The following is a 23,701-nucleotide window of genomic DNA, read 5'->3' on the forward strand; positions in this document are numbered from 1 at the left end:
GGCGGGACGGTCATCATGGCCCGACCGACGCTCGATGATTCGTCGAGCGGGAGCCCCGATGACCGCCCCAGATGCCATTGACGCCGATGCGAGGCGCCCGCTCTCGGGCACAGGCAGGATCGCCAAGCTGGCGGCGCCGCGCAGCGCCAGGATATTGAGGCGGAACCGCGTTCTCGAAGCGATCGGCCTGAAATCGCGTTCGAGCGTATGCTGGGTGGCCGCGCCGGCCGGCTACGGCAAGACGACGGCGGTCATCGACTACCTCGAAAGCGTCGCGGCACCGCATGTGTGGTTCCGCATCGACGAGGGCGACCAGGATATCGCGCGCTTCTTTCAATATCTGGCGCAGTCACTCGCCTCACCCGCAGTTGGAAACTTGCCGGTCTTTGGGGTCGAATATGTCGAGCAGCCGAAGGAGTTCGCCAGGCGCTTCTTCAGAGCGTATTTTGCGCGGTTGAAGCCCGGCACCATTCTGGTCCTCGACGACTTGCACGACGCCGACACGCCCGAATTCCGGGCTGTGCTTTCCGTGATGTTCCGTGAACTTCCTGACACGGTCCGCTGCATCTGCGTCTCGCGCACGCTGCCCCACGACGAACTGGGCGACCTCGTCCTCAAGGGCCAAGTGGCCGTCATCGATCGATCGGCGCTCGAATTCTCGACATCGGAAGCACGCGATTTCGTCAAGCTGCGTTCGAAGAACGGCGCCCTTCCAGTCGATGTCGAAGCGGCGCGCGGCTGGGCGATCGGGCTGGTTCTCCTCGCCGATCACGGCTCGGCGGTCGGACCTGACGAAACGAGCGGGGCAGCAGCCGGCGGGCAGAACGCGCTGTCGGACGTTCTCGGCCGCCATTTCTTCCTTTCCCTTCCCGCCGCCGACCAGGACATGCTGCTGAAACTCAATCTGCTGCCCGAGATCAGCACCGAACTGGCGGACGTGATGATCGGGTCGGGCGAAGCGGGCAAGCTGCTCGACAGGCTCTACCAGCGGCAATTGCTGGTCACGCGAACGGAAAACAGCCGCGACGTTTTCCACCTGCACGACCTGTTGCGGGACTTCCTCGACCGACGCTTCGCACAGCGTGTGACGGCAGAAGAGCAGAAGTCGCTCAAACAAAGGGCGGCAAAGGTGCTCGCCGACGCCGGTCTATATGACGAAGCCATACACCTCGCCTTGCAGGCAGAGGACTGGGACCAGGCGAGCGGGCTCATGCTGAGCCGGGCGGAGGCCGTGCTGGCGCAGGGACATCGAACGACCTTCACCGAATGGGTGGGCCGGTTGCCGGAAGCGTTCATGAATGGCTGGCATTTCTATTGGCTGGGCGTGGCCCACATGCCGAACGACGCCGCGGCAGAGCACTGGCTGTCGAAGGCATGGCATGCCTTTGGCGAGGCCGACGATCAGCGCGGGCTTTGTCTTACGGTGTCGCGCGCGGTTCTGGTCAAGACGGACAGTTGGCGCACCTATGAGGGTCTTTCAGCCTGGACCCGCCGGGCGTTCGAAATCATCGAGCGCGGCCTGCCGGAACTGCCTTCAGAGGAAGCGATGCTGGTGCGCATCGGCATGGTGCGGGCGTTGAACTTCGGCGACGAGTACTACCGCAACAGCCCGGCCGGGCAGGCGCTGGAAACGGAACTGCTGGAGCGGCTGACCCGGAATCCCGAGCACGACCCAAGCGGCTTACGGCTGCTTGCCAGCGAAACGCTGATCGAGCATTCGGTATCGGTCATGCGGGCCGATCTGTTCACCAAGGCCGTCGACAGCGTTGTCGAGGATTTGGCCGACAAGGAGGTGCTGCCTTGGGTCCTCGGCATGTGGCTGGTCGAGTTTGGCGCCAAGAGCGGCCGTTACTTCCCGTATAAGAGACGGGGCTTTCCCTACCCGTCGGCCGAAGCGGCGTTGCGGGAGGCGATCGCCATCGGTGAGCGCGAGTCGCTCAAGGGTGTGGAGTTCGGTGGCCTGTATCATCTCCAGATGCAGATGAAGTTCCGCAACGACTATGCCGAGCTCCACCAGGTGGTCGAGCGCCTGGCCGAGATCGCCGACAGCCGTTTCAGCACACAGGTTGCCATCGTCGCCAATTGCTATGCCGCGCTTCATGCCAGGCAAGGCGATTTCGCGGCCGCCTATGAGGATTGCGAGCGCTTCATGGCGGCGAGCGAGGCCGCCAACGAGCCGATGGTCGAGCGCTGGGCCCACTGCATCACGAAGTTCCAGGTGCTGCTCGCCGACAGGAAGCCGCGCGAAGCCGCCGCGCTACTCAGCGACTTGCTGCCGCGGCTGGAGGGCGGCGCCCGCAAGCGAACCCAGATATGCATGCTTGCAGCGGCCGCGCTGGAGAGCCTGTGGGACCAGGGTCCACGCTACGGCGATCGGCTGAAGCTCTTCATGGAGGCGCTGCGCGACGTCAGCTGGCCAATGGTGCTCCTCAACGTTCCGGAATTGCTCGCCGAACTGCTTGGCGATGCGCTTGAGCGCGGCATCGAGCCCAAGCTTTGCCGGTCACTTATCCGGGAACGTCGATTGGACGCGCCGCAACGGCGGCCCACGGCCTGGCCATGGCCGCTCAAGGTCCACGTCCTCGGGGGCTTTCGGCTCGAACTCGATGGAAACCGCCTTAATCTCGGCGCCAAGCCACCGACGAAGGCTCTCGACATCCTGCGGGTACTGGCGATCTCGAAAGACAACACCTGCTCGCTGGAGACCCTTCAGGACTGGCTGTGGCCAGATCTCGACGGCGACCAGGCGCGGGCGGCGTGCGAGCAGGCGCTGCATCGGCTGCGCAAGCTGCTCGGGCGGATCGACCTCATCGTTCAGCGCGAAGGCAAGCTTCGCCTCGCATCGTACAAGGTCTGGGTCGACCTCGCCGACTGGGATGCACGGCTCAAATCCGTGACGACAGCCAATGGCGAGGCGGCCGGGCTGCGACCGGAAGCGGAAGCGCTGTTCCTCGCATTCCCCGGTCCGTTGTTCCTGCACGAGCGAGGCAGCTTCTGGTCGCTCGCCGCAGCTGAAAAAGTGCGTCGCGATCTGATCGATCTTGGATTGCGGATCGGCCAGCGGCTGGAGACAACCGGCAACGTCCAGGAAGCGCGCTCGATCTATTTGAGGGCGCTGGACCTCTATCCGGATGCCGGACCCGTCTGCAAGGCGCTGATCAGGGAGCGGCTGTCGCGCCGTGATTTCGAAGGCGCGGTAGAAGACTATGCACGCTACGAACGGGCGCTGCGTGCTGCCGGCGAAGCGGCGCCCGCCGCGGAAATACGCGCCTTGGTCGAACCCCATCTTGTGCGGCACACGCGCTGACGACGGTTTTGCGCTGTCTGGCGAAACACTGGGTCGGTCTGGCAGCCACCCCTCGGCTCAGAGCGGGAAGTTTGCTGGGAGAAGGGCCGCCAGGTCCAGAACGGGGCCGGCGATCGCGTCCATCCGCTCGCTGCGCGTCAGCCCCGATCCGATAGCGCGAGGTTCTGGAGCGGAGGGAAATGACAGGTCGCGAGGCCGGACAGCGCTGTCATGCATAACAATGACTTAAAGCGCCTCGCATGAATCCATTCAGCCGCGACGCGCTTTCGACTGCGGCACACGGATCGTTTTGTTCAGCCAGGTCGTGCTGCACGCACCCAATCGAGTCGTGCGGCGGGGACAAGGCCGTAATTGTAAAAATTGATACCGTCGACGTCCGGCGCCAGCGCCGGCTTCACCTTGGCGGCGAGAATTTCAGGGCCTGCCATTTCCGGATAAAAGAGCCGGTAGCCGGCGCCGAGGAATTTCTCTGCCCCGAGCGCGGTGCGGCCAGCCGCCATAAGGCCCGTCACGTCGCCGGCCTGCATGTCGTAGGCACAAAGGATTGCCCCGTCGCAGACCTTGCCGAGCGCTGCCAGATCGCAGGCGCCGAGCCAGCCGTCTCGCAGGTCGATGACGAGGACACGGGTCCCCGGATCGGCAACCTCGCGCAGTTCGGCGACAAGACTGGTCACCGGCTCGATCCGCCACAACAGATAGGCGTGGAGATGCGGCCAGGGCAAAAAGGTGTCGAGGCCACTTGCGGGAAATTCTGGAAAGCGCCGTTCAGGCACCGCGCGCTCGCACGCCTCGGCAATCCACTGCTTGACGAGGTCACGCGCCGCCTGGCCTTCGATGCCGGCACAAGCGGCGCGGGCGAGGCAGGACGGACAGAAGCACAGCGACAGAAGAAAGTCGTCTTCCGGCGTCAGCCCGACACCATCCTTCTCATGATGGTATTCATGGGCAAAGCCCATGAAGGACGGGCTTTCAAGTTCGATTCTGTCCGGCTTATAAGTGTGCGTAACATCGGCGACGAGCGCGCGGACATAAGCGCGCGCATCCGGATGCGACGGGCACAGATTGTAATAATTGGGATCGCCAAAGGCGTTGCGGGTGACGGCCTGCGGATAAAGCATGCCGAGGCGGGTATTGTGCAGGCAGACCGTCCAGCACGACACCTGGAGGCCGCCTGCCTCGCGCCGTTGGATAAGTTCGGCCAGAACGTCGCCACCTTCCGTGATCATTTGGGCCACCTTCGGCTGGATCACGAGATCGGCCCATCGGGCGGCGGTTGGCTTGAAGTAGATCGTGCCATCCTCCGGGAAATAGGCTTTGCGGCGCGGGCTGCGCGGCTGCAGGAAGCGACCGGCATGATAGGAGGTTGCGAGACTGATCATGTTGAGCCCGGCGCGCTCGACGAGATCGCGTTCGACGGCTTCCAAGCCCAGATCCTGGACATCCCAGGGGTAGGTCCACATCGAATGCTGCATGAAGTATCCTCAGTTTTCTGCAATGTGGCGTGAGCAAGCGCCGGTTGGTTTTCTGTCAGCCTTCCACCGGCTCGGCGACCTGCAAAAGGCAATCTCCTGCCTCGCACATCGTGTGTAGCCTGCGCGAAAGCACGATACCGCCTTCGGCGAAATGCAGGGCTTCCTCGGCAAGATCGAGCCGTTCGAGGTCGTGATACCAGCCGGCCAATTGTCCGGCGCTGACGCCGTCGCCGAGCCTGACGGCGGGCTCGAACCAGCCGCGGCGGGTGGCGTAGAGGCCCTGACCGTGCCGGGAGAGCGAGAGCAGTCGCGTCGGCGCCGAAGGCTTTAACTCCGGCGAAAGGACAGGCGCCTCGACCACGCCAACGGCGACCATCAGATTGTCGATCGCGCGAGCGGTAATCGCCATCGTATCGACTGTCGCGGTGCCGCCGCCGCCGAACTCGCCGCTGATGCCAATGGCGCCGGCCCGGCGGGCTGCGCCCATCGAGGTCGGCGAGGCCTGACCATTGTTGGCCACGAAGCCATACGGCATGCCGAGCGTCCGCATCAGTTCCACCCCGCGCCTGTGGCGGTCGGGATCGGTATTGCGCTCGACGAGTGCTGTAGGCAGATGTTCCATCGAGGTGCCCCCCGAATGGATGTCAAAGACGATGTCGTGGCGAGGGAACAGTTCCGTCTCGAGGAAACTGGCGAGCCGGCTTGTCGGTGTGCCCAACGGATCGCCTGGAAAGGCTCGGTTGAGATTGCCGCCATCGAGCGGCGAACAACGTTTGGCGGCCATGACCGCCGGCGCGTTCGCCATCGGCAGGATGGTGACGCGGCCCTTGATCTGCTTGGGATCGAGCCGGCGGATCAGCTTTGCCAGAGACAGCTCGCCCTCATATTCGTCACCGTGATTGCCGGCCATCAGAAGCAGCGAAGGCCGTTCACCGTTGCGTATGAGGCAGATCGGGACCTTGACCTGGAAATAGGGCGAACGGTCTATCGAGAAGGGCATGCTGAGATGGCCTGATGTCTTGCCGTCCCGGTCGAAATCGAGCGTATGGGTGAGGCCGGTGTGCATGGCGGAGACTCAGATGGCGGCGATCGCCGAGACCTCAATGCGGAGGTCGGGATCGGCGAGACGCGCCTCAACGCAGGCCCGCGCCGGCAGGCGTTGGGGATCCACCCAGGCATCGTAGATGCTGTTCATGGCGTCGAAGTCGCCGATCTGCGGCAGGAAGATATTGACCGCGACAAGCTTCGACTTGCTGCTGCCGGCCTCGACCAAAAGCGCCTCGATCTTTGAGAGCACATCGCTGGTCTGGCCTTCGATGCCGGCCTTGCGATCGTCGGCGACCTGGCCTGCAATGTGGACAAGGCCACCATAGACGACCGCCTGCGACATGCGGGAGCCGGACTGGAAATACTTGATCATATTGGATCCTTTCGAGATTCTCTTGGGGCCACCACAAGATCCGGTCAGCCGAAATAGGTGGGAAAGGCGTGGCGGACATGCCCGGCCGCGTCGACGCCGAAGATCACGCGATGGCGATCGAGGCAGGTGCAGGGATGCGAGATGCCGAATTCAATGACGTCGCCAACGGCAATGTCGTCGTCCGGCGCGATTGTCAGGAAGGCGTGCTGGTCGTTCAGCTTGAATACGTCGGCGCGCGCTGCCGGCAGCGGCTTGCCGGTCCGGAAGACCGCGAGCACCATCGGAAGGCCCTGATCGAACGACACGTCGCGCAGGCCCATGCCGCAGATTGCCAGGCCGGCCTCCGGCCGCGACAGCACCTCGGCCCACAGGCGCAAAGCCGGACGAAACGAATTTCGTGCGGAAACGCTGACGCCGCCGACCGCAAAGCCGTTGTGGGCGTCAAGTGCGCCAAGCGAGCGATCATAGACACCATGGTCGTGGAAGAAGATGGCGCCGCTGCGCAATACCAGCGTCGCATTGCCGTCCCCGGAAACGGCGGGCGAAAGCGCGGCGACCACTTTGTCGAAGAACACCGAGCCGCCGGCCGTGACGATAAGCGGCACGTCGCCGCCGACGCGGGCGCGCAGCCGCAGGAACATGTCGGCGGTCATCGCCAGCAGAGCCGAGATCACCTCCTCGGTGCGGCCGGGGTCGGGTTGCGCCGCGGCACCTTCGTAGGTCGCAACGCCGGCAATCAGCAGCCGTCCGCCGGCTGCAGCAACTGCATCGGCGATCGCCTCGGCTTCGCCAGTGGTCCGCGCGCCTGCCCTGCCAGCACCGAGTTCGACGAGCACGCGCAACGGCGGCAGCATTGCATTGTCCCGCCAGGCTTCGGCGAGCGCATGCACGGCGGCGACAGAGTCGGCGAAGACGAAGAGCTCGACGCCTGGCCAAACGCCAACCAGCGCCGCGAGCCGGTTCGCACCGCCTGATCCACCAACCTCGTTGGCGACGATCAGCCGTGTGAGGCCGGCCCTGAGCATCACCGCGGCTTGCCTGATATCGGCGACGGTCGTGCCCCATGCTCCGGCCTCTACCAAAGATCGGGCAAGGTCCGGCGCCATCGGGGTCTTGGCATGCGGCGCGATCATGGCGCCCTGTTCGCGCGCGTAGCGCAGGAACAGGTCACGATTGGCGATGAAGGCCTCCTCATCGAGGGTCAGCACCGGCAACGACATGCGCCCGGCAGCCGGATGCCAGCGCTCAGACGCGACAAGGCTGCTGTCCAGCCCGAAGGTGCCGGGCGGCACGCCGCGGATGCGGTCGTCGAGCAGGAAATTTTCACGGGTCGCGAGCGCCGGCATGGGTGAGTTTTCGGTCATCCGATGCTAGTCCTTTCGCCTTCGCAGGATGAAGCCCGGATCGATTTCCGAAGCCGGCCACAGCATGAGAGAGATGCGTGTCAAAGCCTTACTCCGGACCGATCATCGATGCCCACCATCATCTTTGGGATCTCGGCCTCGGCCGCCATCCGTGGCTCGCCACAACGGCTGGCGAGCGCGGCCTGGGCGAGCTTGGCAAGTTGCGGCGAAACTATCTTCCTGAGGATTATTTGCGCGACGCCAGCCGGCACAATGTCGTCGCCACCGTCCATGTCGAAGCCGGTTGGGCCGGGGACGACTGCGTCGGCGAAACGCGGTGGCTTGAAACGCTCGGCAAGTCGCAGGGCGTGGCGGCCCGCTACGTCGTTCACGTTCCGCTGGCGAACCGCCAAGCCCCGGCGCTGGTCGAGGCGCAGGCGGCGTTCGACCGTGTCGTCGGCGTGCGTGACATACTGAGCTGGGATCCAGATCCTGCCCGCCGTTTCGCGGCCCGTGACGGCATCATGAACGATCCGGCCTGGCGCGCCGGCCTGGCCCTGCTTGCCGGCCATCGGCTGGTCTTCGATCTCATGGTGTTTCCGCGTCAGCTCGCTGGTGCCGCGCGCCTCGCAGCGGCCTATCCGAACCAGCAGTTCGTTCTCAACCACTGCGGCAGCCCGATCGATCGCGACGCCGACGGAATGCGGGCGTGGCGCGAAGGGGTTCGGCGTTTGTCCCAGTGTGACAACGTCGCCATCAAGATATCGGATCTGGTCGCCTACGATCATGACTGGACGCTCGACAGCCTGAAGCCGGTTGTCATGCATTGCATCGACTGTTTCGGCACGCGGCGCGCGATGTTCGGCAGTGACTTCCCGGTGGCCGGTCTGCACGCGTCGTTCGATGCAGTATATGACAGCTTCAAGGCCATTGCCGGGGAGCTTTCCGCAGACGAGCAGACGGCGCTGTTCTTCGGCAACGCAAGGCGCATCTACCGGCTTGACGATATGTCATCGGCGGGCCTGCTCCCTGCCTGAGAGAAGCAGCAGCCCCAGGATCAGCGAACCGAACAGAATGCTGCGCCAGCCCGGCGATGCGTTGACGACGGTTATGAGAGCCGTAATCGTGACCAGCAGGATGGCGCCGGGGATGGTGCCGGCATAGGTGCCGAGCCCGCCGAGGATCGAGGTGCCGCCGAGCACGACGGCGGCAATCGAGGCGAGCAGATAGGGATCGCCGATCCCGACATAGCCTTGCCCGTTCATGCCGAGCACCAGCACGCCCGCAAGCCCTGAATTGAAGCCGCTGATGCCGTAGACCGCCAGCGTCGTCGAGGTTACTGGAACCCCCGACAGTGCCGCGGCGAGCGGATTGGCGCCCATGGCGAAGAGCCGTGCGCCAAAGGATGTGGCATGCATTGCGGCCAGAACGATCACGGAGACGGCCACCCACAAGAGCACACCTGCGGGAATACCGGCCGGCCGCGCATTGCCGAGCCAGCGGACCAGCGGGTTTTCGGCGGTCACGGCGCTGCCGCCGGCGATGATGATCAGCAGACCCTGCAGGAATGTCGCCATGGCCAGGGTCATGATCATCGGATGGACGCGCAACAGCGCCACGCCCAGCCCGTTCACCAGACCGATTGTCGTCGTCAACGCAAGGACGGCAAGGACGGCGGTGAGCCCGGTCGGATCCCCCTGCCACGACAGCAGCGGCAGGCTGACGGCGCTCACTGTGACGATAGCCGCGACGGAAAGGTCGATGCCACCGGCAATCACCACGAAGGTCTGGCCCGCCGCAACCAGGCCAATTACCGCGGCCAGTTCGACCAGATAGCGCAAATGGCCATAGGCGCCGAAGCCACGCGAAACGAAGCTCGCGACGATCCACACCGCGGCAACGATGGCAACGGTGAGAAAAGGCCGGCTGCGCAGGATTGTCAGGGCGCGCCTGCCGCCTGCGCTCTCTTTCCATGCTGTCATTGCTGCACCTTGCGGAATTGCGGGGTGGCGACCGCCCCGATGATGATGAGGCCTTGTGCGACATACTGGGCGACCGGCGTGAAGCCGAGGAAGAACATCACACTGATCATCAGGCTGAGCAGCAGGCTGCCGGCAAGAGCGCCGCGCATCGTGCCTTGACCGCCGAGGAAGCCGATGCCGCCGAGCACGGCGGCGGCGATGGAATTCAGCGTGAAGGCCGTGCCGATGACCGGATCACCCGAACCCGTTTGCGCGGCAACGAACAGACCGGCGCCTGTGCAAAGCAGGCCACTGATCGCGTAAGCCGCTATCCGTGCGCCATCGACCGGCACGCCGGAGCGATAGGCGCCGACGGGATTCTCGCCGGCAGCATAGAGGCTCAAACCAAGCGGCGTGGCGAGATAGAGCTTCCACAGAAGGACTATGAGCATCAGCAGCACGAAGGCTGCGGGCGTGTTGCCGGCAAGCAGGTCCGACAGCCATTCCGGAATGGCGCCGCCGGGTCTCGGCAGGATGAGCAGCGCAGCACCGCCGATCATGAAGGAGCCGGCGAGCGTCACCACGATCGCCGGCAACCGAAGTTTCACGACAATGAACCCGGTTGCGGCACCGATGCCGACACCGGTCAGCGCCACCGCAGCGGCACCGCCGGCTACGCCCAGCGGCCCGGTTATCGTCGTCGCGGCGATCACCGCGCCCAGGCTGACCATTGCGCCGATCGCCAGGCTGATGCCACCAGTGAGCATGAGGATCGCCTGGGCCATGGCGACCAGCGCCAGCGGAAACCAGCTCTGGGTGAATTTGGCGAAGCCGGAAGCGGTCAAGAGGCCAGGAAAGAGGAAGCCATAGGCGACGAGGAACGCCATAACCACGGCGAACAGGCTGCGCACGCCGACATTGCGGCGCAGTTGAACCGGCCAGTAGAGAGCGCCGGCTTGCCCTGAGGGAGCCACCGTATTCACGCCGCCACCTTTCGCTGTTCGGCGCCCATCGCGGCGGAAACGATCGCTTCCTCGCTCAGCGCGCCGCGCTCGAGCATGGCAACGATGTGACCCTCCCGGACCACCGCGACGCGGTCGCAAAGGTGCACCAGTTCGGGTGTGTCGGAACTGAGCAGCACGACCGCCTTGCCGGCGGCGGCGAAGTTGCGAAGCATCATGTAGATTTCGCGCTTGGTCTCGACATCGACGCCGCGCGTCGGGTCATTGAGGAGAAGCACAAGCGGGTCGTGCGGCATCCATTTCGCCAGCGCGACCTTCTGCTGGTTGCCGCCCGAGAGGGCCTGCGCCGGCCGGTCGAGGTCGCCCTTGATACCAAGCTGGGCAGCGAGACCTCTTGCCGTCTCGCGCTCGGCACGGCGGCTGCGCAGCTTCAGCGCCGGCAGTCTTGCGAAAGCGGGCAGCATCAGGTTGGTGATGATGGAATGGATCAGGTGCAGGCCCTCGCGCTTGCGGTCGGCCGGGACATAGGCGAGGCCAAGCGCGTTGGCTTTCGGCACACCGCTGGGCAAACCCGAAGCCCCCTTAACGATCGCGGATGCCGTCCTGGCCGGAATGGCACCGTAGAGGCCGAGCAGCAAATCTTCCTGCCCTTGCCCGACCAGGCCTCCGATGCCAAGCACCTCACCCGTCCTGATGTCGAGATCGACGTCGCGCATCAGGCCGGCCGAAAAATTGCGAACCGAAATGGCGTTGGCAGCCGATGCCGAAGGCTGCCAATGCGGAAAGAGGTCGCCGGGGTCGCGCCCGACCATCAGCCGTACCAGTCCTCTGGCGTCGGTTCCTTCCAGGGTGCGGTCCGCCGTGCAGGTGCCGTCCTTCAGGACGGTGACGTGCTGGCACAGCGCCATGACTTCGTTCAGCCGGTGCGAAATGTAGAGAATGGCGATGCCCTCGCCGCGCAGCCTCTCCAACAGGTCCGTCAGGATTTTCGTTTCGATTGCCGAAAGCGACGAAGTGGGTTCGTCGAGAATGAGCACGCGCGGCCGGCGGTAAAGCGCCTTGGCGATCTCCACCATCTGCCGGCGGCCAAGCGACAATTGTCCGACCGGCATCGAGAGCGGTTCGTGAAGTCCGACAAGATCGCATGCTGCCCTGGCCCGCACTGCGAGTTCGGGATAGTCGAGCAAACCGAACCGGCGCGGATAGGCGCCAAGGCCGATGTTCTCGGCGATGGAGAGGCTGGCCGTCAGGCTGAGTTCCTGCTGGACGACGGCAATCCCTGCCTGTTGCGCATAGGCAGGGCTCATGCGCGACACCGGGCGCCCATCGACCTCGATCGCCCCGCCGTCCGGGCGCAAGGCACCGGACAAAAGGTTGATCAGCGTCGACTTTCCGGCGCCGTTCTCGCCGAGCAACGCATGCACGCGGCCCGGCTGGAGAGCGATGGAAACATCGCGCAGGACGGGATTGCCGAAGAAGGACTTCGACACCCCCCGCGCGGCAAGAAGCGGAGCCGTGGCCAGCACTTTCTGCGACCTTTCAGGCTTATTGCTCAGCCAGAAGTTTCTTGAACAACTCCTCGTCGTAGGGCGAATAGATATAGCCGTCGGCCGGAAAGTCGGCCGCCCGTGCGAGGTACTGATCGATATTGGAATTGTCGATCACCGGCAGCGGGATCTTGACAAAAGCCGGCACATCCTTGCCTTCCAGCGCCTGGACGGCGGTGTAGGTGGCGAAAGCGCCGAGCCAGTTCGGCTGCATGGTTGCCCAGCTCTTGAGGCCCTTTTCCTTCCAGAGTTCGAGGAATTGGCGGGCATTCTCGCCGGTGATCGGCACTTGTTCGCGGCCTTGCTTGTCGAGGGCGAGTACCGCGCCCGCAGACAAGGCGCCGCCGAGCGACAGAATTCCGTCGATCTCGGAATTGGCGAACAGCAGGCTGGTCACGGCTTCCTGTGCAGGCGCGACATTGTAGGGTGTGTTGGTCTCGGCAAGGATCGTCACCTCAGGATGGGCCTTGAGCGCCGCGTCAGCGCCTTTGCGCCGATCGTCGCTGACCGAAACGCCGGCCGGGCCGTTGAGGACGAGAATCTTGCCCTTGCCACCGATGGCGTCGATCAGGAACTTGGCCGCCTGATCGCCCCACTGCGCGGAATCGGTGTTGACCTTGGCTGTGACCTGGTCGGTGTCGACGAGGCTGTCGAAGTTGATGATGGCGATGCCCTTGGCGCAGGCGTCCGCCAGCACACGCGCCGGCGCGGTCGACGAGCCGGCAATCAGGATGATGGCGTCGACGTCGGAATCGATCATCGACTGGATCTGCTGGATCTGGACGTTGGCGTCGCCCTGGGCGTCGGTCACGACAAGCTTGTCGACCAGCCCCTGCTTCTTCAGCGTCTCGACTTCGGCTTCGATCGTGCCCTGTGTCTGTTTCATCCAGGTTGGCACGGAATAGATGTTGGCCCAGCCGATCGTGTACGGCGCCTTGCGGTCGCCCTTGATGCATTTGGCGGCCGCATTGGCCTGCGAACCGGCGCCGAAGCTCAGCAGGAGACCGAGGCAAAGGGCACTGGCGGATGCGAAAAACGATGATTTCGTCATGATTGTTCCCTTCTGAGGTTCTGCCGGACGTGCGGGATCGGGACGAGGAAACCCGCAGGGTTGCCGCATCCGGAAACCGCCCGTTTTCTCATCAGAATTGTCTGCGCCGGCTCATTATTGTCTGATATTTCAGACAATGTGTCTGTATATCGGACAAATGGGATGCTAGACTGAGCCTTGACATCTTTCAAGCGTCTTGAGACGAGGGCCGAATTGATTTTTTTCGGGGATGCGGCCGACATGAGCGATGGCGCCACTGGTCTGATCGAAACGGAAGCCGGCGCCGGGCCTCGCAATGGCGAACGCCGCCGAGGCATCGACCGCGTCATCGTGCTGTTGGAAGCGCTTTTGCGGCACCGCGCGCCTATGCGCGTCGGCGACATCGCCAAGATGATCGGCGCACCGCGTTCGACCACCTACGAAATCGTCAACAGCCTGCTCGAAGCCGAAATGCTCGAAAACGTCGGGACGGAAGGCTACCTTTATTTCGGTCGGGCCATGCATCTGTTCGGCTGGGCCTATTCGCATCACAACGCCCACTATCGGCGCATCATAGAGACGCTGGACAGGATGGCCGCGGAGACAGGCGAGACCGTGCAGTTATGCGGCCTGCGCGGGAACAAATATATCGTTCTCGATTGCCGGGATTCTTCCGGCCCGTTCCGGATTTCAAGCGATGTCGGGTTCGAGGTGCCGATCCCGTGGACGGCGTCCGGGCGGCTCCTGCTCGGCCATATGAGCGAGCAAGAAGTGAAGGACTTCATCCCGCCTGGCGACTACAAGCTTCCCGACGGCCGCGTCATTGCGCCGGCCGAATTCTTCAGCGATGTCGCTCTGGCCCGCCAGCAAGGTTTCAGCGAGACCACAGCCCTCGCCGACCGCTTCACGTGGTGCATGGCCGCGCCCATCCGCGATGGCCACGGCGCCGTCAGCAAGACCCTTTGCTTCGTATTGCCAGTCGACACACCGGAAGCGCGGCGCAGCGAATTGCTTGCCCTGCTGTGCGAACGCGCCCGCGGACTGTCGTTGGCGGGAAGCTGATGCATGTCGCCCAAAAAGCGTGCCCTCGAGCCTCACTCGAGGGTGCGCAGCGGTTTGGGATAACGACATGCATAAAGCAGGAACTTAACGCGTCTCGCGAATTGCTTTGACGCGACGCTTCCTGAAGAATTGCCCTGACGCCTTCGCCAATGGAGCGGAAAAAATGGCCGGGCTCGAATACGGCCCGGCCAAAAGAAGGTTACAACCTTCAGAGGGGAACACCGTTCAACGGATGGGAGAAAACCGTCGAACGGTGCTGCCTGTTTGAGCTTGTTTTGGGCGGGTGGCGACGAACAAAATTCCAAAGGCCGGCGGGATGACGAAAATTCCTGTTCTATGTGCTCTGACCTGTTCAGACGGGTGACGCCCTTGTCTCAACCCTTGTCTCTGGCAGATCGGCATAGTGCCGGCGCGCCACGTCGGGATGCGAGCGCAGGCGACTTTTCAGCACATTGGTGCCGACGTCGCGAAACAGTGGATTGTCCGGATCGCTCGCCGGTCCGCGCGCCTCGGCAGCCAGTTCTTCAGGCAGGGTGAGCAGCGGGATCGTCGCGTCGAGCCGGGCGCTGAAGAAAAACGGAACGGAAATCCGCTCGACACCGGCCGGCGGCGTCACGACACGGTGAACCGTTGCCCTGAGATAGCCGTTCGATGCCAGTTCGAGGAGTTCGCCGATGTTGACCACCAGCGTTCCGGGGATCGGATCCACATTCACCCAGCTTCCGTCATACTCGACCTGCAGCCCCTTGTTGTCGTCCTGAAGCAGGAGCGTCAGGAAACCGCCGTCCTTGTGTGCGCCGACGCCCTGGTCGCCGCCGGTTGTGTCGCGTCCGGGATAGCGCACGATCTTCATGCGATGGTTGGGCTCACCGCTATAGATCGGATCGAAAGCGTCCTCGGTCTGGTCGAGCGACAGCGCGAAAGCCTTCAGCAGGCGGATCGCCACCGCCGTCGCCCTGGTCTGCCATGCCAGCAGCGCCGGCTTGAGTTCCGGGAGGACCAAAGGCCACTGGTTCGGCCCTTGCAGCCGCGTCCAGGCAGGAATGCCCGGCCCCTTTGGTATGGGCCGACGCTCGACGCCGATGTCGAGCTGTTCGCGCCAATCGGCCTTGCCCCTGGTCAGTTCGCCACCGGTGCGCGTGTAGCCGCGGAATTGCGGGGACTTGACCATTTCGATGGCCAGCTTGTCGGCTTCCGGCAAGGCAAAGAACCGGCGCGAGGCGTCGAGCACCTCATCGATCTCCACACCCGAAATTCCGTGGCCGCTGAGATAGAAGAAGCCGACATCGCGGGCCGCCGTGCGCAGGTCGAACAGAAAGGTCCGACGCTCCGATGCTCCCTGCTCAAGACGGCTGAGATCGAGCACCGGTACAATCCTGGCCATGATCGACTTCCTCCTGCCTCAGGCTTGGGATCAGGCTTTTACGGTGACACGCAGGTCGTTGCGATCAAAGCAACGCTCGATCCAATCTCGATGCCATTGACAGAAAGTCAGCGCTGCGTTTGGCGGCCGGCAGGCAAATAACGACCGAACGGCTGTTCCATGGCACAATGGCATCACGGCCAGACGCTGCAATGTCATTGCATTAAAAGTTTCTGCGGTCTCAGTTTCGCCGGCCGTTCGCCCTCTCTTCAGGATGCTTGATTGCGAACGCTCAGATCACACGACACGGCGACGACGCGCCATAGCCGCTTTGAGCCATCAGCGCGCGTCTTGACAAAATATTTTGTCAACACGAAAATGAGTATGCTTGAGCTTTGGCGGGCGGCCGCATCGGCTCGTAGTGGCGTCGTACCGCACCCGGCCCCGACCGTGAGGACGCCAAACCCTGAAAGGAGTTCCCATGCCGATCAAGAAAGATGAAACCGGAAAGCGTTGGGTCGAGATGGAGTTCATCACGCCCGGCACACCCGAGCAGGTGTGGCGGGCCATTGCGACGGGTCCCGGCAACACTGCCTGGTTCACAAAAACCACAATCGACGAGCATGTCGGCGGCAGGCTTCATTTCGACTTCGGTCCCAATGGCGCGTCCACCGGCGAAGTGACGATTTGGGAGCCGCCGTTCCGTTTCGGCTATGTCGAACGCGACTGGAGCGAAGGCGCGCCGCCTGTCGCAACGGAGATCGCCGTGACCAGCCGGTCGGGTGATCGTTGCGTTGTCCGCATGGTCCATTCGCTGTTTGCCTCGACCGACGATTGGGATGATCAGCTGGAAGGGTTCGAGAGCGGCTGGCCCGGCTTTTTCGAGGTGCTGCGCATTTACCTTTCGCATTTCGCCGGCGAAAACGCCGCCAGCTTCAGCGTCATGGCCAGCACGAAGGCCGACCAGCTCTCGATTTGGAGGCAACTTACCGAGACGCTCGGACTGGCCGGCGCAAATGTCGGCGAGCAGCGGAATGGACCGCAGCAGCCGGAGAGACTATCCGGCATAGTCGAACGCGTGCGGCAGGATGACAAGCAGCGCTTCATCGCGCTGCGCCTGACTGCACCTGCTCCCGGCATTGCCCTGATCGGAACCTATGATATCGACGGCAGCGCAAACGCCAGCATAGCCCTGTATCTTTATGGCGACGACGCCGAACAGCGCGCCGCCGAGGGCGAGCCCAAGTGGCGAAACTGGTTTGGCGAAACCTTCAAGCATCCGGGCTGACGGATGCTTCTGGATCGGCCGGCCAGAAGGTCGGCCGCCTGGGCAGCGCCCAGGACGCGTCAGTCGTGGAGTTCCCTCGAGATCGCCGGGCCGACCAAAAAATCGCTGAATGTAACTTCGAAACCTTCACGTTGCGGCGAACAGCACATCATGCCGACATCGACTGTTTTCGAGGGCGGGAAGTAGGCGAGCCGCACCGGCTTCCAGCGATGGTCGGAGGCATCGAGATACTGAACGCGGATTGTCTCGGCATGGCGGGTCAGCCGGATCCTGACTCCGTCCGGACCGGCCGGGATGCTGACCAACGACCAGTCGGAAGCATCATTGGTGACGACGACGGAAAAATAGGCGAGCCCGTCGGTGAACTCGATGCCGGCCTTGACCCAATGCGTCTCGCTCAGCCGGACCATCAAACCGGCCTGATCATAGAGCACCTTGTAGTCCCCCTTGACGGTGACCTCGGCGCTGAAATCGCCCTCGACCTGCCGGTAGAGAAAGTGGCCATTGTCACGCCAGAAGTCATAAAAAGTCTCGCGCCAGAAATCGGTTTCCTTGCCGGTCCGAACATGCACGGTGCTGTCGCCGAAGGCATGATGCGGTGGCGGGTTGAGCCAAGTCAGTTCTGCAGGCTCGGATGTCATCGACTTGTTCGCCTCGCCGGTTCGTGTTGCGTCATCCGCCTCTCATGCGACGAGGCGGATTTGTCTCTTTTACGCGCTCATTTCGGCGCTTGGTAAAGCTCGGACGCGGCCTCTCTCAGCGCGCGCCGGCTCTCCGGCCTGAAATACATCATGTGGCCGCCTTCCAGCAGCTCGACGCGGATAGGCTTTGCGCCGGGAAGCGAAGGAACCTGGCCGACAAGATAGCGTGACGCCAAATAAGGTGTCACCAGGTCGGTGTAGCCGTTGACGATCAAAACACCGAGGCCGGGATTTAACGCGCGCGCCTGCTGAAGGTCATCCATCACGCCGGCATAGCCCTGACGCGTCGGGCTCGTCCCGTAATCCCAATTGCCGCTGATTTCACGGCTGAGAAGCCGATAGCTTAGATCGGTGCGGAATTTCAGTTCCTCCCTGACATAGCTGACAAAGGCGGAAGTGAGCGCCGGCACGCTTCGGTCGAGCACCGGATCAGGACCGCTGGGCCTTGGACTTTCCGGGGCAACGTCTGCCGTTTCGATCGTGCCGTCATAGACGCTGAGAACATTGCCCCTTGCCCGCGCAAACTCCTTGGCGAAGAGCGCGGTGGGAATGCGTGCAAAGTTTCGTTTCACGAGTTCGAGCGGCAGGCCGGTGATTTCGGCAACGCGCGGGCTCGCCAGACGCCCGCCCTGTTCGAGCCCGCTGGCAAGTGCGACGAGATAGTCGCCAAGCGCATAGCGTTCGACATCGGCCAACCGCTCCTGCAGTTCGGAACCGGTGACGCTTTGGCTGCGCAGGCGCACCGCCGCCAGCGACGGCAGCTCAAGCGCCCAGTGAAGCGGCTGGAACTCGTCGGGCCGCACGAGCGTGAATTCGAGCGCCGGCGAGATGAGCACGATGCCGCGAGGGCTGATGCCGATATCATCCTGGAGCGTCTTGGCAAGCAGTGCCGCCCGAAACCCGCCATAGCTTTCGCCGGCAAGAAACACCGGCGACGCTGTGCGGCCCGCTTGGGCCAGATAGAGTCGGATGAAGGCGCCCATCGCGGCCGCGTCCTGGTTGACGCCCCAGAAGCTGCGTGCCTCGGTGCCGGGTGCTTCGCGGCTGTAACCGGTTCCGACGGGATCGACAAAGACCAGGTCGGTCATGTCGAGCCAGGTGTTCGAGTTGTCCAAAAGCCGCTGCGGCGGTGGGAGAAAACTTCCATCGGCCGCTGTCGCCATCACGCGTGGACCGAGCGCGCCAAGATGCAGATAGGCGGAAGCTGCTCCGGGACCACCGTTGAATACGAAAGTGATCGGGCGCCGGGGATCAGGTTCCCGGCTTGGCTCGGGACGCAGCGTGTAGGCGACATGAAAGATTTCCGCGGTGACGTCGCCCTTGCCGGATAGCAACGACAGCGTGCCGGCCCTCGCCTGATAGTTGAGTGTGCGCCCCGCGATCACGATCGAATGATCTGAGACCTGGCGCGGCGGGAGCAGCGACAGAACGCCGCCCGAAGGCGACGGCCGCTCGGCCACTTGCGCATGGCCGGCTGGAAGGCCGCCGACCAGCACCAGCATAGCAAGGGTGATTTCTAGCAGCTTGGTACGCATGACGACTCCGCAGCGGAACGACTGGAAGCTACCACGCTGATGGCTCAGCCGAAATCACAGGATCGTGCACGCCCTCGCTGCTGGAAGGGAGACCAAGGCTTTCAACGCACGATCTTCACGCACATCGGCGTGGCGACATCGATAAACCGCCCGGTGTCGGCCAGCCGCCCCGTGGCCGCATCGCGTGCAAGAATCGAGATGCGGTCGGCGTTCTGGTTGGCCGAGAAGAGATGGCGACCTGAGGGCGTCAGCGCCAGATTGCGCGGCGTAGCGCCCCCACATGGCGCATGGTCGACCAGCGCAAGCGTGCCCGTCTGCTGGTCGACAGAAAACACGGCGACACTGTCATGCCCGCGGTTGGAGCCATAGAGGAAGCGGCCGTCGGGCGATATCTGGATGTCGGCGCAATGATTGCCCTCGCGCGCCGCGGCCGGCACGGCTGGCTTCGTGTCGATCTCGGTGAGCCTGCCTGACGCTTCGTCCAGCGCAAGCGAGACGACCGTCGAATCCAGTTCGTTCATGACGAACACGAAGCGCCCGCCCGGATGCAGCGCCACGTGACGTGGCCCGGCGCCGGGCGCTAGCGCCGACTCCGCCAGTCTGGTCAGGCCGCCGTCGGGCCCGATGCGGTACGTGACAAGCCGATCGATGCCGAGATCGGCGACCATCGCCACGCCACCGGCAATCGTCTCGGTGACGCTGTGGGCATGGGAACGTTCCTGACGAGTTGCGTCGGGACCAGTTCCGCTATGGGCAACGCTCGACAACGGCGCAGTCAGGCCGCCATCGTCGCGCAGTCCGTAAACCACGACTGAGCGATCGGGGCCGCCTTCGCCCATGCCGTAATTGGCGACCAGAAGCTTCGTCCCGTCGCGCGTGACGGTGTTGTGCGCCGTGATGCTGCCAAGCGTCGGCTGCTTGTTGATGTAGGAGAGCGCGGCGGTTTGCCTGTCGAAGCGGTAGGCCGAGACCACGCCTTCGCGCCAGGTGAACACTTCCGAGTTGGCATAGACATGGAAGCCGTCCGGCGTCACCGACAGGAAGGTCGGATTGTCGACGTCTCCCGTCTCGGCCAGTTTCCTCGTCTCCAGCGTCTCTTCGTCGAAACTGTAGACACTGAGCCCAACGCCGCGCGCGCCCTGAAAATAAGGCGCCTCGCGATTGAGGCTGCCGACGAAGACCAGACAGGCGTCGTTCATCAAATCCTCCCCTTGTTCCGCCGGCATCCAGCCGCAGCGGATCGCGGCAAGATTTCGCCTGTTCACGCTTGAAACACAATCCCATATGTGAAAATGCTATTCACTAGAGAAGATCGACGCGGGGACCGATCGTGCAATCCAATCTCGACACGAAACCAAGTACAAGGCGATGGGGCTGATCCGCGCCAGCTATGAAGTCTTCAAGGGTGAAGGAGAACTCGTGCTTTATTGCGAGCACCTGCAGACGGTAAAGTGCCGGAATCCGGCCGATTTCGCCGGCAAGACGGAGAAATAGGCGATGGCTGCCATTGCCGAATTGCCGCTGACCGGGCTCGTCGTCGTCGACATGAGCCAGTTCCTGTCAGGGCCCTACTGCTCGCTGCGGCTGCTCGACCTCGGAGCCCGCGTCATCAAGATCGAGCGACCGGATGGCGGTGACCTGTCGCGCCGGCTCTATCTCAGCGACACCGAGATCGGCGGCGATTCCACCATCTTCCACGCCATCAACCGGGCCAAGGAAAGCTTTGCCATAGACCTCAAGGACGCGGCCGATCTGGCGTCGCTGCGCGGCCTGCTGGCCAAGGCCGACGTGCTGATCCAGAATTTCCGCCCCGGCGTCATCGAGCGCCTGGGTCTCGACTACGAGGCGGTGCGCAAGATCAATCCGCGCCTGGTCTATGCCTCGATCAGCGGCTATGGCGAGGAAGGCCCCTGGGTCAAGCGGCCCGGGCAGGACCTGCTGGCGCAGGCGCGTTCCGGCGTGATGTGGCTGAACGGCGACGAGGACCAGGGACCGGTGCCGTTCGGCCTGGCGATTGCCGACATGCTGGCCGGCGCTGCCGCCGCGCAAGGCATCCTTGCCGCGCTGGTGCGGCGCGGCGTGACCGGCACCGGCAGCCATGTCGAGACCAGCCTGCTCGAAGCGCTGGTTGATTTTCAGTTCGAGGTGCTGACCACGCATCTCAATGACGGACGCCGCCTGCCGCGGCGATCGGCCTTCCGCAGCGCCCATGCCTATCTGTCGGCGCCTTACGGCGTCTATCCGGCCAAGGACGGCTATCTGGCGATCGCCATGACGCCGATCCCGAAGCTGGCCGACCTTTTGGAGCTCGAACAGCTTGCGCCCTATCGCGATCAGCCGTCGACCTGGTTCACCGCCCGCGACGAGATCAAGGCGATCATTGCGCAAAAAATCGCGACGAAAACCGTCGACGAATGGCTTGCCAACCTCGAGCCCGCCGACATCTGGTGCGCCAAGGTGCTGACCTGGCCGGAAATGATGGCCAGCGAAGGTTTTCAGGTGCTCGACATGCTGCAGACAGTGACGCGCGAGGACGACGTCTCGATCCTCACCACGCGTTCGCCGCTGCGGGTCGATGGCGTCCGCGCCAAGGTCGAGCGGGCGGCGCCGCGCATCGGCGAGCACAGCGCAAAGATCCGCGAGGAGTTCGGGCTGTGAGCGACGTGACGCTCAAAGGCATGACCTGGAGCCATCCGCGCGGCTACGACCCGATGGTCGCCTGTTCGGGACTGTGGAAGCGGCAGACCGGCGTCACCATCGAATGGGACAAGCGCTCGCTGCAGGATTTCGAATCGTTTGCGGTCGAGGACCTGGCCCGTGCCTACGATTTGATCGTCATCGATCATCCGCATGTCGGCCAGATCACCGCCGAGACTTGTCTGGCCCCGCTCGACGTTGTGGGGCGTGAAGAGGAACGCGCGGCACTGGCGGCAGGCAGCGTCGGCCAGTCGTATCCTAGCTACAACTGGCAAGGCCGGCAGTGGGCGTTTCCGATCGACACGGCCAGCCAGGTGCAGGCGTGGCGGCCGGACATGCTTTCCGCCGCGCCGGCGAACTGGGCCGAGATGCTCGACCTGGCGCGGCAAGGCCGCGTGTTGCTGCCGCTCAGGCCGCCGCATTCGCTGATGGTGTTCTACACGCTTGCCGGCAATCTCGGCAGGCCCGCCGTCGAAGAGCCTGGCGACCACATAAACCCTGACATCGGCGGCCGCGTTTTCGAGATGATGCGCGAGATCGCGGCTCTCGTCGATCCGGCCTGCCTCGGCATGGACCCGATCGACGTCCTGGAGGAAATGGCCAGTTCCGGCACGCGGATCGCTTGCGCGCCGCTGATCTACGGCTATGTCTCCTATGCCATCGCCGGATTCCGCAGCAGCCGCCTTGCCTTCGCCGACATTCCGCCTGCCGGCGACGCCGGTGTAGTCGGGTCGGCGCTCGGCGGAACCGGCATTGCCGTGTCGGCCTTTTCGAAGGCCACGCAAGAGGCCATCGACTTTGCCTACTGGATCGCCAGCGGCGAGGTGCAGCGCGGCCCCTATGCGTCGGCCGGCGGCCAGCCCGGCCATGCCGCAGCCTGGGACGATGCCGCCGTCAACGCAGCCGCCGGCAATTTCTACAAGGACTCCCGCGCCACGCTCGAGAGGGCCTGGGTCAGGCCACGCCACGATGGCTACATGGCCTTCCAGCAGGCGGCCTCCGATCGTATCAATCTCGGCCTGACCGAAAGGCACGATGCCGGCCGCGTCGTCGCCGATCTCAATCGCCTGTTTGTGAAGAGTCTCCGGCACCCGGCGCTGAGATGAGGCAGAGTTCGCTAACTTCTCACAAACGCCAAAGCCGCTTCGCATTGGCGGAGAGCAGCTTTTGCCGTTCATCGATGCTTGCACCGCCGAGCAGTGCATGCGTCGCCGCAATCCAGGTCGCAAGCCCGCCGCCAAGCGTGCAGACCGGCCAGTCGCTGCCCCACACGACGCGGTCCCAGCCAAAGCATTCGATGGTGTGCTCGACATAGGAACGCAGCGTTTCGACAGCCCAGGATCCAGCGTCCGCATAGGCGACCACACCGGAAATTTTGCCGACGACGTTCGGGCGCCGCGCAATCTCCGCCATATGCTCGCGCCAGGGATGCTCACTGTTGCCCTTGATGTCGGGCACGCCGCAATGGTCGAGCACGAACTGCACGTCCGGCGCGAGGTCGGCAAGCGCAATCGCCTTGGGGATCTGATGCGGCAGGACGACGAGGTCGAATGTCAGTTTGGTGCCGGCAAGCCGCTTGATGTTTGCGCGAAACAGCACGCCTTCCGAAAGCTCGTCCGGCACGACGTGGAGCACACGGCGAAAACCCCTGACGAAAGGATCGGCGCGCTGGCGCTCGAGATAGGCGGCAAAGCCCGGCTCTTCCGGACGGCAGGAGGCTATTGCCCCGCGCAGCAAGCTGTCCTTCTGGTGTGACAGCGCCTTTACGTGACTGGTCTCAGCCTCGATATCGGCTGGATCGACATCGACCTCCATGTGCAACGCGCCCTCTATGCCGGCGCGGCGAGCCTGGACTGCATATTCGTCGTAGGGGAAATCGCGGTTTAGTGCCGGCACGCCGGAGAGCCAAGGATAGCGCAACGCCGACTGGTCGATCAGATGCAGATGGGTATCGAAGATCATGATGGCGCGCTCCTCCTTCGCCGTTTCAAAAACATCTCACGCAGAAATTGT

General features: G+C 63.7%; 19 protein-coding genes and 1 pseudogene. 7 read left to right on the forward strand and 13 right to left on the reverse strand.

Going from position 1 to position 23,701, the window contains the following annotated elements:
- Nucleotides 1–58: 58 nt before the first annotated feature.
- Nucleotides 59–3,307 carry a winged helix-turn-helix domain-containing protein gene (locus AC0L2K_RS06465; RefSeq protein WP_473530903.1) on the forward strand — a complete coding sequence of 1,083 codons (3,249 nt, stop codon included), beginning with the start codon at nt 59–61 and terminating at the stop codon, nt 3,305–3,307.
- 293 nt (nt 3,308–3,600) lie between these two features.
- On the opposite strand, the gene AC0L2K_RS06470 is transcribed toward AC0L2K_RS06465, so the two are convergent.
- From AC0L2K_RS06470 to AC0L2K_RS06485, 4 genes are read right to left on the reverse strand one after another with little or no spacing between them, the layout of a single operon-like run.
- Complete coding sequence (locus AC0L2K_RS06470) at nt 3,601–4,779, reverse strand: hypothetical protein (protein WP_473530904.1); 1,179 nt, start codon at nt 4,777–4,779, stop codon at nt 3,601–3,603.
- A 55-nt stretch (nt 4,780–4,834) separates the two neighbouring features.
- The gene (locus tag AC0L2K_RS06475) at nt 4,835–5,845 is read right to left on the reverse strand and encodes a succinylglutamate desuccinylase/aspartoacylase family protein (RefSeq protein ID WP_473530905.1); all 1,011 of its coding nucleotides are present in this window, start codon (nt 5,843–5,845) and stop codon (nt 4,835–4,837) included.
- Nucleotides 5,846–5,854: 9 nt separating this feature from the next.
- Nucleotides 5,855–6,199 (reverse strand): RidA family protein, encoded by a 345-nt coding sequence (locus AC0L2K_RS06480; RefSeq protein ID WP_473530906.1) that lies wholly within the window; start codon nt 6,197–6,199, stop codon nt 5,855–5,857.
- A 44-nt stretch (nt 6,200–6,243) separates the two neighbouring features.
- A complete protein-coding gene (locus AC0L2K_RS06485; RefSeq protein WP_473530907.1) occupies nt 6,244–7,563 on the reverse strand; it encodes an alanine racemase in 1,320 nt (439 codons plus the stop codon).
- A gap of 77 nt (nt 7,564–7,640) precedes the next feature.
- On the opposite strand from AC0L2K_RS06485, the gene AC0L2K_RS06490 reads away from it, so the two are divergent.
- Nucleotides 7,641–8,579, forward strand: a complete 939-nt coding sequence (locus AC0L2K_RS06490; protein WP_287063069.1) for an amidohydrolase family protein — start codon at nt 7,641–7,643, stop codon at nt 8,577–8,579.
- On the opposite strand, the gene AC0L2K_RS06495 is transcribed toward AC0L2K_RS06490, so the two are convergent.
- From AC0L2K_RS06495 to AC0L2K_RS06510, 4 genes are read right to left on the reverse strand one after another with little or no spacing between them, the layout of a single operon-like run.
- Nucleotides 8,553–9,524 carry an ABC transporter permease gene (locus AC0L2K_RS06495; protein WP_208602530.1) on the reverse strand — a complete coding sequence of 324 codons (972 nt, stop codon included), beginning with the start codon at nt 9,522–9,524 and terminating at the stop codon, nt 8,553–8,555. The genes AC0L2K_RS06490 and AC0L2K_RS06495 overlap by 27 nt on opposite strands.
- A complete protein-coding gene (locus tag AC0L2K_RS06500; RefSeq protein WP_473530977.1) occupies nt 9,521–10,477 on the reverse strand; it encodes an ABC transporter permease in 957 nt (318 codons plus the stop codon). The genes AC0L2K_RS06495 and AC0L2K_RS06500 overlap by 4 nt, the downstream gene beginning before the upstream one ends.
- Nucleotides 10,478–10,482: 5 nt before the next feature.
- The gene (locus tag AC0L2K_RS06505) at nt 10,483–11,991 is read right to left on the reverse strand and encodes a sugar ABC transporter ATP-binding protein (protein WP_473530908.1); all 1,509 of its coding nucleotides are present in this window, start codon (nt 11,989–11,991) and stop codon (nt 10,483–10,485) included.
- Nucleotides 11,992–12,010: 19 nt separating this feature from the next.
- Entirely contained in the window at nt 12,011–13,063 is a 1,053-nt protein-coding gene (locus AC0L2K_RS06510; RefSeq protein ID WP_473530909.1) for a substrate-binding domain-containing protein, read from the reverse strand.
- A gap of 240 nt (nt 13,064–13,303) precedes the next feature.
- Between AC0L2K_RS06510 and AC0L2K_RS06515 the strand changes: the two genes are divergently transcribed.
- Nucleotides 13,304–14,104 (forward strand): IclR family transcriptional regulator, encoded by an 801-nt coding sequence (locus tag AC0L2K_RS06515; protein ID WP_473530910.1) that lies wholly within the window; start codon nt 13,304–13,306, stop codon nt 14,102–14,104.
- A gap of 352 nt (nt 14,105–14,456) precedes the next feature.
- On the opposite strand, the gene AC0L2K_RS06520 is transcribed toward AC0L2K_RS06515, so the two are convergent.
- Nucleotides 14,457–15,488 (reverse strand): isopenicillin N synthase family dioxygenase, encoded by a 1,032-nt coding sequence (locus AC0L2K_RS06520; RefSeq protein ID WP_473530911.1) that lies wholly within the window; start codon nt 15,486–15,488, stop codon nt 14,457–14,459.
- Nucleotides 15,489–15,948: 460 nt separating this feature from the next.
- Here AC0L2K_RS06520 and AC0L2K_RS06525 point away from each other — a divergent pair, with 460 nt between their 5' ends.
- Nucleotides 15,949–16,755 carry an SRPBCC family protein gene (locus AC0L2K_RS06525; RefSeq protein WP_473530912.1) on the forward strand — a complete coding sequence of 269 codons (807 nt, stop codon included), beginning with the start codon at nt 15,949–15,951 and terminating at the stop codon, nt 16,753–16,755.
- Nucleotides 16,756–16,814: 59 nt separating this feature from the next.
- Here AC0L2K_RS06525 and AC0L2K_RS06530 read toward each other — a convergent pair whose 3' ends face one another.
- From AC0L2K_RS06530 to AC0L2K_RS06540, 3 genes are all read right to left on the reverse strand, one after another.
- Nucleotides 16,815–17,396 carry a DUF1349 domain-containing protein gene (locus AC0L2K_RS06530; protein WP_473530913.1) on the reverse strand — a complete coding sequence of 194 codons (582 nt, stop codon included), beginning with the start codon at nt 17,394–17,396 and terminating at the stop codon, nt 16,815–16,817.
- A gap of 77 nt (nt 17,397–17,473) precedes the next feature.
- A complete protein-coding gene (locus AC0L2K_RS06535) occupies nt 17,474–18,991 on the reverse strand; it encodes a S10 family peptidase (RefSeq protein WP_473530914.1) in 1,518 nt (505 codons plus the stop codon).
- Between the two features lie 101 nt (nt 18,992–19,092).
- Nucleotides 19,093–20,190, reverse strand: a complete 1,098-nt coding sequence (locus AC0L2K_RS06540) for a lactonase family protein (protein WP_473530915.1) — start codon at nt 20,188–20,190, stop codon at nt 19,093–19,095.
- A gap of 157 nt (nt 20,191–20,347) precedes the next feature.
- Here AC0L2K_RS06540 and AC0L2K_RS06545 point away from each other — a divergent pair.
- The 3 genes and pseudogenes from AC0L2K_RS06545 to AC0L2K_RS06555 form a co-directional block, all read left to right on the forward strand.
- Nucleotides 20,348–20,485: pseudogene (locus AC0L2K_RS06545) on the forward strand (amine oxidase); the annotation flags it as partial.
- Nucleotides 20,486–20,488: 3 nt separating this feature from the next.
- Nucleotides 20,489–21,649, forward strand: coding sequence for a CaiB/BaiF CoA transferase family protein (locus AC0L2K_RS06550; RefSeq protein WP_473530916.1), 1,161 nt, complete (start codon nt 20,489–20,491; stop codon nt 21,647–21,649).
- Nucleotides 21,650–21,669: 20 nt separating this feature from the next.
- Entirely contained in the window at nt 21,670–22,794 is a 1,125-nt protein-coding gene (locus AC0L2K_RS06555) for an ABC transporter substrate-binding protein (protein WP_473530978.1), read from the forward strand.
- 19 nt (nt 22,795–22,813) lie between these two features.
- Here the strand turns inward: AC0L2K_RS06555 and AC0L2K_RS06560 are convergent, their stop codons facing one another.
- Nucleotides 22,814–23,650: an amidohydrolase family protein gene (locus AC0L2K_RS06560; protein ID WP_473530917.1), complete on the reverse strand. Its 837-nt coding sequence runs from the start codon at nt 23,648–23,650 to the stop codon at nt 22,814–22,816.
- Nucleotides 23,651–23,701: the final 51 nt, after the last annotated feature.

It is taken from the genome of Mesorhizobium sp. WSM4817 (assembly GCF_055811135.1).

Coding starts and splice junctions, on each gene's coding strand:
- AC0L2K_RS06465 (WP_473530903.1), top strand. CDS start 59: ATGACCGCCCCAGATGCCATTGACGCCGATGCGAGGCGCCCGCTCTCG.
- AC0L2K_RS06470 (WP_473530904.1), bottom strand. CDS start 4,779: ATGCAGCATTCGATGTGGACCTACCCCTGGGATGTCCAGGATCTGGGC.
- AC0L2K_RS06475 (WP_473530905.1), bottom strand. CDS start 5,845: ATGCACACCGGCCTCACCCATACGCTCGATTTCGACCGGGACGGCAAG.
- AC0L2K_RS06480 (WP_473530906.1), bottom strand. CDS start 6,199: ATGATCAAGTATTTCCAGTCCGGCTCCCGCATGTCGCAGGCGGTCGTC.
- AC0L2K_RS06485 (WP_473530907.1), bottom strand. CDS start 7,563: ATGACCGAAAACTCACCCATGCCGGCGCTCGCGACCCGTGAAAATTTC.
- AC0L2K_RS06495 (WP_208602530.1), bottom strand. CDS start 9,524: ATGACAGCATGGAAAGAGAGCGCAGGCGGCAGGCGCGCCCTGACAATC.
- AC0L2K_RS06510 (WP_473530909.1), bottom strand. CDS start 13,063: ATGACGAAATCATCGTTTTTCGCATCCGCCAGTGCCCTTTGCCTCGGT.
- AC0L2K_RS06515 (WP_473530910.1), top strand. CDS start 13,304: ATGAGCGATGGCGCCACTGGTCTGATCGAAACGGAAGCCGGCGCCGGG.
- AC0L2K_RS06520 (WP_473530911.1), bottom strand. CDS start 15,488: ATGGCCAGGATTGTACCGGTGCTCGATCTCAGCCGTCTTGAGCAGGGA.
- AC0L2K_RS06525 (WP_473530912.1), top strand. CDS start 15,949: ATGCCGATCAAGAAAGATGAAACCGGAAAGCGTTGGGTCGAGATGGAG.
- AC0L2K_RS06530 (WP_473530913.1), bottom strand. CDS start 17,396: ATGACATCCGAGCCTGCAGAACTGACTTGGCTCAACCCGCCACCGCAT.
- AC0L2K_RS06535 (WP_473530914.1), bottom strand. CDS start 18,991: ATGCGTACCAAGCTGCTAGAAATCACCCTTGCTATGCTGGTGCTGGTC.
- AC0L2K_RS06540 (WP_473530915.1), bottom strand. CDS start 20,190: ATGAACGACGCCTGTCTGGTCTTCGTCGGCAGCCTCAATCGCGAGGCG.
- AC0L2K_RS06550 (WP_473530916.1), top strand. CDS start 20,489: ATGGCTGCCATTGCCGAATTGCCGCTGACCGGGCTCGTCGTCGTCGAC.
- AC0L2K_RS06555 (WP_473530978.1), top strand. CDS start 21,670: ATGACCTGGAGCCATCCGCGCGGCTACGACCCGATGGTCGCCTGTTCG.
- AC0L2K_RS06560 (WP_473530917.1), bottom strand. CDS start 23,650: ATGATCTTCGATACCCATCTGCATCTGATCGACCAGTCGGCGTTGCGC.